The sequence below is a fragment of the Cardinium endosymbiont of Dermatophagoides farinae genome, assembly GCF_007559345.1.
Lineage (GTDB): Bacteria > Bacteroidota > Bacteroidia > Cytophagales > Amoebophilaceae > Cardinium.
On the sequence record NZ_VMBH01000001.1, the window covers coordinates 1,168,452 to 1,181,328 of the forward strand.

8 protein-coding genes and 1 tRNA gene are annotated in these 12,877 nt (G+C 38.9%); 5 read left to right on the top strand and 4 right to left on the bottom strand.

The features are described 5' to 3' along the window. Nucleotides 1–339: 339 nt before the first annotated feature. The 4 genes from leuS to FPG78_RS05495 all read left to right on the top strand — a co-directional run bounded on the left by leuS (nucleotide 340) and on the right by FPG78_RS05495 (nucleotide 6,914). Nucleotides 340–3,123, top strand: a complete 2,784-nt coding sequence (gene leuS / locus FPG78_RS05480) for a leucine--tRNA ligase (protein WP_144086978.1) — start codon at nucleotides 340–342, stop codon at nucleotides 3,121–3,123. 88 nt (nucleotides 3,124–3,211) lie between these two features. Further along, the gene (locus FPG78_RS05485; protein WP_144086979.1) at nucleotides 3,212–4,852 is read left to right on the top strand and encodes a hypothetical protein; all 1,641 of its coding nucleotides are present in this window, start codon (nucleotides 3,212–3,214) and stop codon (nucleotides 4,850–4,852) included. A 7-nt stretch (nucleotides 4,853–4,859) separates the two neighbouring features. Beyond that, a complete protein-coding gene (pheS, locus tag FPG78_RS05490) occupies nucleotides 4,860–5,885 on the top strand; it encodes a phenylalanine--tRNA ligase subunit alpha (RefSeq protein ID WP_144087074.1) in 1,026 nt (341 codons plus the stop codon). Between the two features lie 357 nt (nucleotides 5,886–6,242). Further along, nucleotides 6,243–6,914, top strand: coding sequence for a hypothetical protein (locus FPG78_RS05495; protein WP_144086980.1), 672 nt, complete (start codon nucleotides 6,243–6,245; stop codon nucleotides 6,912–6,914). A 207-nt stretch (nucleotides 6,915–7,121) separates the two neighbouring features. On the opposite strand, the gene ruvC is transcribed toward FPG78_RS05495, so the two are convergent. Further along, nucleotides 7,122–7,679, bottom strand: coding sequence for a crossover junction endodeoxyribonuclease RuvC (gene ruvC / locus FPG78_RS05500; RefSeq protein WP_144086981.1), 558 nt, complete (start codon nucleotides 7,677–7,679; stop codon nucleotides 7,122–7,124). A gap of 276 nt (nucleotides 7,680–7,955) precedes the next feature. Between ruvC and FPG78_RS05505 the strand changes: the two genes are divergently transcribed. Beyond that, nucleotides 7,956–8,027: transfer RNA gene (locus FPG78_RS05505), tRNA-Arg, on the top strand. Nucleotides 8,028–8,097: 70 nt separating this feature from the next. On the opposite strand, the gene FPG78_RS05510 is transcribed toward FPG78_RS05505, so the two are convergent. The 3 genes from FPG78_RS05510 to FPG78_RS05520 all read right to left on the bottom strand — a co-directional run bounded on the left by FPG78_RS05510 (nucleotide 8,098) and on the right by FPG78_RS05520 (nucleotide 12,876). Continuing rightward, nucleotides 8,098–9,600 (bottom strand): sodium:solute symporter family protein, encoded by a 1,503-nt coding sequence (locus FPG78_RS05510; RefSeq protein WP_144086982.1) that lies wholly within the window; start codon nucleotides 9,598–9,600, stop codon nucleotides 8,098–8,100. Nucleotides 9,601–9,841: 241 nt separating this feature from the next. Continuing rightward, nucleotides 9,842–11,692 carry a DNA topoisomerase IV subunit B gene (locus FPG78_RS05515; protein WP_144087075.1) on the bottom strand — a complete coding sequence of 617 codons (1,851 nt, stop codon included), beginning with the start codon at nucleotides 11,690–11,692 and terminating at the stop codon, nucleotides 9,842–9,844. Between the two features lie 128 nt (nucleotides 11,693–11,820). Then, the gene (locus FPG78_RS05520; protein WP_144086983.1) at nucleotides 11,821–12,876 is read right to left on the bottom strand and encodes a M20/M25/M40 family metallo-hydrolase; all 1,056 of its coding nucleotides are present in this window, start codon (nucleotides 12,874–12,876) and stop codon (nucleotides 11,821–11,823) included. Between the last annotated feature and the right edge of the window lies 1 nt (nucleotide 12,877).

The following is a 12,877-nucleotide window of genomic DNA, read 5'->3' on the forward strand; positions in this document are numbered from 1 at the left end:
TATAGATAGCGATTAATTAATTATATCCAGCTTAGGATCAGTTCATTAACAATATTACTAAATTTATATGTTTTCTTTTTAGTTTTAAAAAAAACTAAATTGGTGGCTACCTATATAAATATGCAGCAGAGGAAGGTCTATTCCATCTTTTAGATAAAGTTTTAGACGTTTACAAATGGGCTATCATAAGGCCTTCTGCAAAACCTATTGCTAAATGGCAATTTTGTGGTCTATGCTCCTCAAATACATTTAGTATTCTGGCGACTGCGCTTCTCCTAAAAACTGCTGATCACAAATAGGTTTTGAAGAAGGTCTACTGATTACTAAATAAAATTAGATATGCAACCTTATACTTTTACCGAAATAGAAAAAAAATGGCAAAATAGATGGAAAAAAGAAAAATCTATTGTAGATGGCAGCGCTTTGACTACTAAAGATCTGCCCAGGTATTATATACTTAATATGTTTCCTTACCCTTCAGGATCAGGGCTTCATGTGGGGCACTACATGGGATATGTCGCCTCAGATATATTATCCCGTTATTATAAGCATGGTGGTTACCATGTTATGAATCCAATGGGGTTTGATGCTTTTGGCCTGCCTGCTGAGCAGTATGCCATCCAAACCGGTCAGCATCCCGCCATTACCACTGCTAAAAATATAGAAAAATATATTGCACAATTTCAACAAGTTGCCTTGGACTTTGATTGGGATAGATCAGTCAATACCAGTGAACCTGCCTATTATAAATGGACACAGTGGATATTCTTACAAATGTTCAATGCTTGGTACAATATTGATACGCAAAAAGCAGCCCCTATTGAGACACTGATTGAAGCATTTACGCGCCACGGCAATACCAAGGTAAAGGCTGCTTGTGACGACCATACACCTATTTTTTCAGCCGAGGAATGGAACGCATTTTCTGAAACAGAACAACAAACCAAACTATTGCATTATCGATTGGCTTATCTAAAAGATAGCATTGTCAACTGGTGTGAAGGATTGGGTACTGTTTTGGCCAATGAGGAAGTTAAAGATGGTTTTTCTGAACGAGGGGGTTATCCAGTTACACGCAAAAAGATGAAGCAGTGGAGTTTACGTATGACCGCCTATGCAGAGCGTTTGCTAAACGATCTAGAGACCTTAAATTGGCCCCTTTCCACTAAAGAGATGCAATGCAATTGGATAGGTAAGTCTCAAGGTGCAGAAATTACCTTTAGGGTACAGGGACAGCGAGGGGAGACCATTTCGGTTTTTACCACACGACCTGAAACGATTTTTGGCGCTTGTTTTATTGCTTTGGCACCTGAGCACCCTTGGGCTAGTTTTATGGCTAAACAGACAGGTAATGTAGAACTGAGTGCTTATATCGAGCAATCTAAAAATCGCTCAGACCGAAGCCGTCTTGCAGAAACTAACTTTTTAAGCGGTGTATTTGTAGGTGCTTGTGTCATCCATCCTTTTACCGGTGCGCCATTGCCTATCTGGGTGGCAGATTATGTATTGCCTAGCTATGGCACCGGTGCTATTATGGGTGTGCCTGCTCATGATAAACGAGATTATACCTTTGCACAATCTTTTGATTTGTTAACCTTACCTGTAATAGAAAGTAGCATGCTGATAGAAGAGGGTCCCTATGAAGAAGCTAAAGGCAAGATGATTAACTCTGACTTTCTAAATGGACTTTCAGTACCAGAAGCTGCTGAGAAAGCGGTGCAAAAGCTTACGCAAATAAGGATTGGGCGCTATAAGGTGCACTATAGATTGCAAGATCCTATATTTAGCCGACAACGTTATTGGGGAGAACCTTTTCCAATATTTTATAAAGAAAACGGTCTTCCTTATGCCCTTTCTCAGGACCAACTGCCCCTGGTATTACCAGAGGTAAGTAGTTATAAACCAAGCAAATCTGGTGAACCTCCATTGGGTAATGCATTGCATTGGTCTACACCAGATGGATACCCTTTAGATTTCCATACGATGCCAGGTTGGGCAGGTTCTAGCTGGTATTTTTTGCGGTATATGGATCCACATAATATAGAGACTTTTCTCAGCAAGAAAAAAGCAGCCTATTGGAAAGGTGTAGATTTCTATATAGGTGGCGCAGAACATGCAACGGGTCATCTCCTTTATGCACGCTTTTGGACCAAGCTATTGTATGATTTGGGCCACATTGATATACAGGAACCATTCCCAAAACTGGTTCATCAAGGAATGATTCAAAAAAGTACCGCAATGGCATACCGCTTAAAAGATAAAAATATATTGGTTAGCGCTGGGCTTGCACCCAAATATGATGTGGTTCCTATATATATTCCAATAGATTTTGTGCAAAACGATGTGTTAAACCTAGATGCATTAAGGAATTGGCGTCCTGAGTTTGCAAATGTGCGCTTCCTACTAGAAGGGGGTAAATATATATGTGGGGGCAAAATGGAAAAAATGTCTAAGTCTAAATATAATGTGGTAGACCCAGATCGGGTTATTGCCCAATATGGCGCGGATGCGTTGCGTTTATATTTGATGTTTTTAGGACCATTGGAACAATCTAAGCCATGGGATTTGTCTGGTATAGAAGGGGTCTTTCGTTTTCTAAATAAGGTATGGCGCTTTGTGCATCATGCCAAAGCTTCGTGGGCAACTGCTGAGCTACCCCAGGAAATGGTTAAAACAATCCATCAAACTATTAAAAAGGTCACGGAGTCGATTCAAAAGTGTTCTTTTAATACGGCTATCAGTAGTTTAATGATCTGTCTCAATAGGTTGTCAACCTTTGAAAGGGTACCGCAATCTGTTGTAGAAGATTTTATTCTGCTCTTGGAACCTTTTGCACCTTACATCGCTGCTGAGCTATGGGAAAGGATAGGAAAAAGTGGTAGTATTACAGCGGTAGCTTTTCCACGTTGGAATGAAGCCTATTTAGAAGAGAAAAGTTTTGAATATGCTATTGCAGTCAATGGTAAAGTACGTGCTAAAATGGTTTTTGACTATGATGCATCATCTGTGGCTATAGAAAAAGCAGTATTATCTAACGCAGTCATTCAAAAATGGATGGCGGGTAAACTACCTAAAAATGTAGTGGTTGTGCCCAAAAAAATGGTGAATGTGGTCTTGCCATAAGCCATTATGTATTATATTTCTATACCTGGAAATAATTCATAACTTTGATGGCATCAAGGAAGGCCATTTTTCTTTAAAAACCAGTAAAATGAAATACACTTGGCTATTTATCGCTTTATTTTTTTGGATGCCTACGGCGATGTGTCGCGCAGAAGCTAAAGCAGGCACGATAAAGGATGCGGAATTTGTAATTGAAAAGCAAAAAAATAATAGGGTAAACCAGGAGCAAAGGTTGTTTTTTAAAGCACCCACTCCAGCGACAAAAAACTTTAATAAGCCGCTTGCAACTGTAAAGGGATTAATGGTAGAAGAGCTGTCATTTGGTCCTGAGCCTCACAGATACCTTCCTTTTAATTTAGAGAAGAAAAGGGATAGCTTTTCCTTTAACCATTACTGCAGGCTAGGCATTGGTTCGTTGCTGCTACCTTATCTAGAGGTTGCATTCAATAGCGCTCCTTCTCGGTGTGCCATTTGGTCGGCTACCCTAGCTTTTGTTCCAGAGCTATGGAACAAAAAATCAACGGAAGCTTCAGTTTGTTTACAAGGCAGATATGGCGTAGGCGCTTGGCTCCTGCAACCCAGTTTAGATTATCAGCATAATTGGTATCAATATAGCGATACAATAACAAGTGGCTGTAGCCTCCATCAAGGAAGGGTTGGCCTATTGTTTAAGCAAGCCAGTCCATCCCAAAATGGGCAAGTAAACCTAAACTTTCTTGATTATCCCAATAAAAAAATAAGTGAACAGCTATTGACGTTGAAATATAAATGGGTAAAACAGCTCGATAATTGCTGCTTACAAGTAGCCAGTTATAATGATATAGCTGGCTATACAAATCATAAAAAGCAGCAAACACGCTTTATTCTTTCGGTTGCGCCTAGTGTTTATCTCCGTTTGTTGAAGTCGATGCAGCTAAAAGCTGGTCTGCGGATGGCCTACCATAATAATCCAGTCTCTGGTGACATACCTAATTTTGCTTTGTGTCCTATGGCTAAAATAAACTGCATGTTGGCAACCTGGTTTACCCCTTATATAGGGATAAAAGGTATGGGCGTAGGTGGTAGTGTAATGCCATTGCACCTACATGATGTAGTAGCTAAAAATCCTTTTATAGCCCCTAGCTGGACGCTATCACATCGTTATCAATACCTCAAACTATATGGTGGTAGTAGAGGTGTCGTTTCACCGGATCTTTCTTATCACCTACATCTAGCCTATCGGCAACTTAAAAACCAATCTAGAATGGTTGTGGTTACGGAGGATCAGATTAAACTCAAGTACAATCCAGTTAGACTCAACTACAATCCAAATGATTGTAATCAATTAAAAGCAACTGGACTGATTGACTATAGCCTGTCTGGTACAACGTTGAAGACAACTATACAAGCAAGCTATTACTGGTATTTCGACAATAAATCAGCCCCTATCTGGTGGTACCATAAACCTGGGTATAAGTTAAAACCAATCCTTACCTATAGCCCGCATCCAAAATTTTTGCTAAAAAGTAACCTGAAGCTATATGGTCCAACTACTGTAAAAGATATAGATGGTAATAAGACGGAACTTGGAATGATTATCAATCTTTCTTTAGGCATGGATTATTCTATTTCTAAAAGGTTTACAGCATTTTTAATGGTTAGCAACCTATTCAACCGAAAGCATATTACGTATGCGGGCTATCCTGATAAAAAATTCAATATTACAGGTGGTCTACAATATAGATGGTAGTTATATTATGATGATGGATCGCATTGCCCAACTGCGGGAAAAAATTGAAAGTGTAGTTATTAAAGATAAAGCAACGTTAGAAAGCTTTCGGCGCGATTTTATAAGCAAAAAAGGTAGTATTGCTGCGCTATTTGAAGCCTTTAGGCAGCTCCCTACTGAAGCAAAAAAAGCAATGGGTCCAGCGCTAAATGGCTTAAAAGAGCAAGCAGAAAAGAAGTTTAAACATGCAGCAAGCATACTAGAAGCAGCAGCTGTACCATCTACGCAGCAGCCAGTAGATGGCACCCTTCCTGCTTTTGGTGCAACCATTGGGAGCCTACATCCCTTAACCATTGTTCAAAACAAGATTATCTCCATATTTCAGCGCATTGGTTTTAACCTTGCAGAGGGGCCAGAAATTGTAGGAGACTGGCATAACTTTACTGCATTAAACTTTCCTGAAAACCATCCTGCACGGGATATGCAGGATACATTCTTTGTGCAGCGTAATCCAGATCAGCTGTTGCGCACACATACCACTTCTGTGCAGATTTCAACATGTACTGCCCAAGCGCCTCCCATTCGATCTATTGCGATAGGACGTGTCTTTAGAAAGGAGGCCATCTCTGCACGATCGCATTGTTTTTTTCATCAAGTAGATGGGATGTATATCCATACAGACGTCACCTTTAGTGACCTAAAGGGTACCATCTATCATTTTGTCGAAGCCATGTTTGGTCCAGCAACCAAGCTGCGCTTTAGGGCTTCTTATTTCCCCTTTACAGAGCCAAGTGCAGAGGTAGATATAAACTGTAGGTTATGCCAAGGGAAAGGATGTACGGTTTGTAAGTATTCAGGCTGGGTGGAGATATTGGGTGCAGGTATGATCGACCCTAATGTCTTAACCAATTGCCATATCGACCCTGAACAGTATAGTGGTTTTGCTTTTGGAATGGGCATAGAACGCATAGCCATGCTACATTACCAAATTGATGACCTGCGATTGTTCTCTGAAAATCATCTTGCCTTTTTACGTCAATTTACAGCTTGTTAGCGCCTTAAAGGAAAGCTTATACTGCTTGTTTTCATACAGGACGCCAAATTATTAGCCTAAAGGGTGTTTAGGGCCATCTTCTGCCTAAAAAGCCATCAATAACCTATCGATTCAGCCTCCACCCACAGATGTGGGTTATACCTAAAAAAGAGACTGCATTGGACTGCAGGTTCTTAGAAGCCATATGACACTATTGCTCCTATCAAATACAAAGTAGTAAAAAAATCCCCCCTTTTTTATCATTGGTCTGAACGAATATACGCTAATATATTGTATTTATAAAATATATTTAGTAATATCTTATTTATTTTAATAAAGCAATGGTATATTTTTTAAATCTTTTTAATCAGTTTTGTTATGAAACAATTACATATCATGTTACTATTCACCCTAACTGGCTGTAGTGAAGTCTATAAAATGGGGATAAATGGCGGGAATTTGGATGAAATTTCAATAGGGCAAGCTGTAGATACTGCTCCACAACCTGATGTTAACCATGTTGGCCAAACTTTTACTATCTCAAGCGGTCGTTCCATTTCTTTTGTACAAAAAGGTCGTACTTGGGTGGCTACAGTATATGAAAACCTATCCCCATTTATTGGAAAATCAGAAGCGTTGTCTGTTTATTTTGAAGAAGGATTTTCTGTACCCATACTATCGAATTATCAACCTGAGCGGCAGAAAAATCTGATTCATATTATGCCTACAACTGATGGCAAACATATAGTTTACGTGGGTAGGCTTGGACTGCAGGGAGGGGGACTAACTTATAGTCAGTCTACTTCTACTACAAAAATTACCACCGATTCTGAAAGATATACATGCGTTACACGCAGAGGAATCTCTAAGAGAGAAAAAAAACAAAGTTATAAATGCTTCCATTGTAGGGATTCTTTCAGCAGCTATAATGAAAAAGAGTTTAACGAGCGCTTGAGTATGCATCGTTGTCACAAAGAGCAATGTGAAAAATGTTTGGTAACCAATCAATGTCCATGTGATATTGGTAAGCAACAAAAGTATTGTATGTAAGGAATGTTGTGATTGCAAGCACATCGAGCCTGAAGTCTAGACCTTTTGCAAAACCTATTTGTGATCAGCAGTTTTTAGGAGAAGCGCAGTCGCTAGCATATTAAATGTATTTGAGGAGTATAGACCACAAAATTGCCATTTAGCAATAGGTTTTGCAGAAGGTCTTCAGTAAATTGGGCTGTATCTAATTGTAAGATAATGCAGCGCTTAATAAGTGGATATTTCTCGCTTCGGGTGCGTAGCTATAAATTGCGACCAGCTTTTAGGCTTAGCAGTGGAAGATAGACGTTGTTGGCTGTGGCATAAAGCTACTGCTAGCGCATCTGAAGCATCTAAAAAATTCGATGGGGTGGGTATGTTCAGTAGCTGGCGCACCATAGTAGCAACTTGCTCTTTTAAAGCATTTCCATTTCCTGTTACCGCTTGTTTTACCTTACGTGGTGCATATTCTGTAACCGGTATTTCGCAAGCTAAGGCTGCTGCAATCGCTACCCCTTGTGCCCTGCCTAACTTAAGCATAGATTGTACATTGGTACCATAGAAAATGGACTCAATGGCTACTTCATCTGGCGCATGCTTTTGAAATAAAGTCATCATATGTAAATAGATATGGCGCATCCGTAACATATGCCCTTTGTATTTTTTTAATTGCAGCACACCATATTCTATTAATTTTGTGGCATTGCCTATTTCCGCTTCTTCAATAATAGCAAAACCCATAATAACACTTCCAGGATCTAAGCCTACAATAATTCTTCCACGCATAAGGTCGGTTTGATTCAGGTATATATGAAAAATTCGTATTTGTTCAATAGATCTTCTGGAAAACCTATTTCTAATGGCAATTTTGGTGTCGAAGCTTGTCTATGCTCCTCAAATGCATTTAGTATTCTGCGGTGCTCGACTGCGCTTCTCCTAAAAACTGCTGATCACAAATAGGTTTTGAAGAAGGTCTACCCATTCAACTTTTACCACTGACTTGGACAGATGCCATGATATAGTTGAAAAAAATCCAATAATCACCTAAATTAGTGAAGCACTGGTTTCGTAGTTCAACGGATAGAATAGAAGTTTCCTAAACTTTTGATGCAGGTTCGATTCCTGCCGAGACCACTCTATCCAATTCTATCATTTTTGGATCTGATTTTCCATGGATCAAGCAAAAAAGTAAGATAACCATTCCTTACTCCAATTCTATACTTTTTTTATATTTTTTAAACACCCGTATCAGCTGCTGCATTCTTTTCTGTTGATTGTTGTTCCCAGTCCACCCCTTATCAGCTGGTTGTGAGAGTAGATAGTGCGCAGCGATCATAGCAAGACCATTGGCTATCAATGCAAAAAATTTAAAAGGTATGCCTATAGCGGGTTCAATCCATCTTTCCGAATAGAAATAGACGAGTGTACCTGTAGCTATGCCAATCAAAGCTGTACGCGTGCTGCCTCGAAAACCAAAAACAGCTAAAATAAAAGGAGGGATTACTGCAATTACAAAAAAGGATATAAGAAAGGTAAGCGCAAAATTAGTTAATTTAAATAGATCAGGATAGTAAATCGTTACGGTCATAGCCAATAGGCCAAGCACTAGTGTAGTTAATTTAGCCAGTCGAAGCTGGTGCACATAGGAGACGCTTTTTACACCTCGAATGCTTTCCACTATATCATGGCTGACCATAATGGAAGCCGTGTGTAAGCTAGAATCAACTGTGGACATAGCCATCGCTAATAAACCAATGACCAAGCATCCTTTATAAACAGGTAATATATCAGCCAGGATGTATGGCCAAATTGCTGTTAGCGGTAGCGTTGGATCCCCTATAAAAACAAGTACGCTAATCAATGCGATACACCCCAATATAATAACTTTAAAACGTGTGAAACGCAAGAAAACCTTGTGGGCTTGAATGGGACCAGAAGACATATAGACTCTTTGTATGACTGGGGGATATAGAAAGAATCCATACCATAGGCTATTCAAAAAAACAGTCAATAGTTTTTTATCAAATTGGAAGAGTCTACTAAACTGAAATTTTTCTTGCTTTTGTATCAGCAATGCAACCTCTAAAAATGATTTGTCTATTTTTACAAATACAAACTTAATAATAAGGAGAATAATAATAGGAATGGTTATAAATTGTAATATATCAGTAATGGTAACGGAACGAACACCTCCAAACATAGAATAGACAATAAGGATTAAAGTTGCTGGAACGGTCACGATACGCGGGTCAATCGACTCTATACACATGCCAATGGCCAAGGACATTACATTGATTTGAATGGCAACCACACCAATAGAGAAACAGATACTTAATAAAGCGGCAATAACTCTTGGATACTTACCATATACGCTACCTATTGTCTCCGCAATAGAAAAGTGCGTCATAAATGGACCCATACGAAACCCCAGTAGGCTGATTATATAGTCCTTCATTGCATTTATAATAAGTAAAAAGGCTATATGATGTATACCGTACTTGTAGATATTAGGTAACTCACGCATTAGCATTCCTCCTCCACAAGCTGTGGCCAAGACTGTAATCACTAAAGTAGTTGTGTGAAACCGCTTATTGCCCACAGCATATTTGCGGAATGTAATGGCCTTTTGGGTGCCGTAAAGGCCTACTACTAGGGTTAATCCTAAAAAGGACAATACCATTAGAAGGGGAACATTATACAGTGTCATAGCCCTAATGTTTACTTGCAACTGTTAATATAGACCTTCTGGAAAACCTATTTCTAATGGCAATTTTGGTGTCGAAGCTTGTCTATGCTCCTCAAATACATTTAGTATTCTGCGGTGCTCGACTGCGCTTCTCCTAAAAACTGCTGATCGCAAATAGGCTTTGCAGAAGGTCTTATGTGCCAATGTAATAAAAATAATTAATTGGTATCTATTGAGCCATAAAGAAATACCCTCCTCCTAGCTATATGCTCGGTAGGTTGTTCTCTATCTTAAGATTGTTGATAATGAAATTCCGCCGCTCTGGCGTGTTTTTGCCCATATAAAAGGTTAATAAGGCCTCTAAAGTGCTATGGGTAGCTGGTGTTACAGGAACCAGTCGAATCGCTGCGCCTATAAAATGTGCAAATTCATCAGGAGATATCTCCCCTAGTCCCTTAAAACGGGTGATTTCAGGTTGTGCGCCCAGTGACTGTATGGCTGCCTCTTTTTCCTGTTCGTTGTAACAATAATGGGTTGTCTTTCTATTGCGTACTCTAAAAAGAGGTGTTTCTAGTATATAGAGATGCCCACTATAGACTAATTCTGGAAAAAATTGTAGAAAGTAAGTTAATATAAGCAACCGGATATGCATACCATCTACATCAGCATCTGTGGCAATAACGATTTTGTTATAACGCAATCCATCTGGTCCATTCGCAATATTTAAAGCATGCTGCAATAGATTAAACTCTTCATTTTCATAAACCAGTTTTTTAGATTGCCCAAAGCAGTTTAATGGTTTGCCCCGTAATGAAAATACGGCTTGTGTTTCAACATTACGGGATTTAGTAATAGAACCGCTTGCAGAGTTACCTTCTGTAATAAAAATGGTACTATCAGCCCGATTGGGATGCTTCGCGTTGAAATGAACATGGCAATCTCTTAGTTTTTTATTATGTAGATTGGCTTTTTTTGTTTTTTCATGGACCAACTTTTTAATACCAGCTGTTTCTTTACGTTCATGCTCAGACTGTAAAATGCGTTTTTGTACTATTTCAGCTATGGCTGGGTTTTTGTGTAGGTAATTATCTAATTCGCTTTTGATAAAAGCAATAATGAAGCTACGAATGGTTGGTCCTTCAGGGCTCATCTGCTGTGAACCAAGCTTTGTTTTGGTTTGGGATTCAAAAATTGGCTCTTGCACCTTAATGGAAAGTGCAGCTATTAATCCTGCGCGGATATCTGTGGCGTCAAACTCTTTTTTATAAAACCCTCTTATGGTTTGTACAATGGCTTCTTTTAAACCATTTAAATGGCTCCCTCCTTGGGGAGTAAATTGCCCATTGACGAAAGTATAATAAGCCTCACTGGAAAGTGTATGGTGGTGTGTTAGGGCTAGCTCAATATCTTGTTTTTTTAAATGGATAATCGGGTAAGCATGGCTTTCAATGGCTGTTTTGGCTTGCAGTAAATCCAAAAGTCCACCTTTAGAATGGTATTTTTTACCATTTAGGTTAAAGATAAGCCCTGTGTTTAAAAAGGTGTAATGGGCTATTTGTTCTGCTATATATTCAGGTATAAAAGCAAATTCTTTGAAAATGGTGCCATCTGGTTTAAAGGTGACATGGGTTCCATTTGGCTCATCAGTGGCCAGGATTTCTGACTCTTCTAACAGTACCCCAGCGGAAAAAGTGGTTGACTTGGTTAAACCATCTCGAAAAGATTGCACTTTACAATATGCTGAAAGGGCATTAACTGCTTTTATACCCACGCCATTTAAACCTACAGACTTTTGAAAAGCTTGGCTATCATATTTACCGCCTGTATTGATTTTAGCTACACAGTCTACTAGTTTGCCGAGTGGGATGCCCCTTCCAAAGTCCCGAATAGAAACCTGATTGTCTGGAGCGATTTTTATTTCAATTTTTTTTCCATAGCCTATTACAAACTCATCTACACTATTGTCAATAACCTCTTTGATCAGTATGTAGATGCCATCATCTGGTAAACTACCGTCTCCCAATTTGCCAATATACATACCAGGACGCAGCCGGAGGTGTTCTTGCCAGGCTAGGGAGCGGATATTAGCTTCTGTGTAATTAGGAATGGCCATAGATACTATAATAAATAGTGGCTTTTTTAAGGATTTTATGAATAATTTGATCTTTGCTATAAACTTAATCATTTGGCGTGAATTATTTTTAAGCTTTCTATGGAAGTTCCGTGCGGCCTTATTGCAAACTATCTTGTAAGGCCATATGTGCTAGCGTTAGGCTCAAGCTGTTTTGTTACTTTGGCTAAACAGCTATAGTTTATTGAATCGGGTGTATCGTCTTTGGTGTGGTACCGATGGTTTCTAAAATTAGCAGTATCTGTGATCATAAAAGCAGGATAGCCTTGCAACCAAAAAGATTTATGATCAGATCTTCCAATGTCCCTTGTATATTTACATTCTGGTAAACTGTTGTAATGCATAGGAAATGCATGGGCATTTTGTTTGTAATAGGAAACGAATCTATCTAGAAATTGTTTTGACTTTCTATTGCCAACACACATTAAAAAATTTCCTTTGTCTGAATAAAAATACTTTAACCATTTCAATATCCAAGGATACTGCTGGCTGCCTGGTTCATCGCTGTAATAGCCTATGCTTTCTAGACATATCATGCCTATGATGGGATCATCTTTTGCCCTTGCTTGTTTTGCATATACAACACTCCCCATGTTTGTACCGAAAGGCTTTCTTGTTTGCTGATCTAAACTGTAAGGCGCCTCTTCATTGGGGAAAAATACGAATTTTATGGTTTTTTTGATTTTTTTCGGGTCTAGGCTACACAGGTGTCTTATCATTTCCAATCCGGCAGCGACGCTAGAGGTATTGTCATCTGCTCCTGGAGAATAGAGAACTGTATCGTAATGTGCGCCTACTACAATAGATCCATTTGATGGATTGCTGCCTTGAACAACCATCTCTATGTTTTTTACTGTGAACTTTTGATCATTATATTCTGCTACATATGGATAAACATTTGGTTCATATCCAATACTTTTTATAACTTCTTGAATATAGGTAGCTGCTTGATCTAATTTTTGGTAATGTGCTTGGTCTTCTATATTGCGTGGCCCAATTTCGCCTACTAAGTGGTTGATATGTCTACGTAGATTATTAGCAGTGATTGTTTCTGCATGTATATCTTGTATGCTGCCTGCCTCTTTTTTATGTGTAAAAAATTTACATTTGTATGCGATTAGTGTAATAAAACATATAAAGGTTAGTACACTTATATAGGTTTTCATA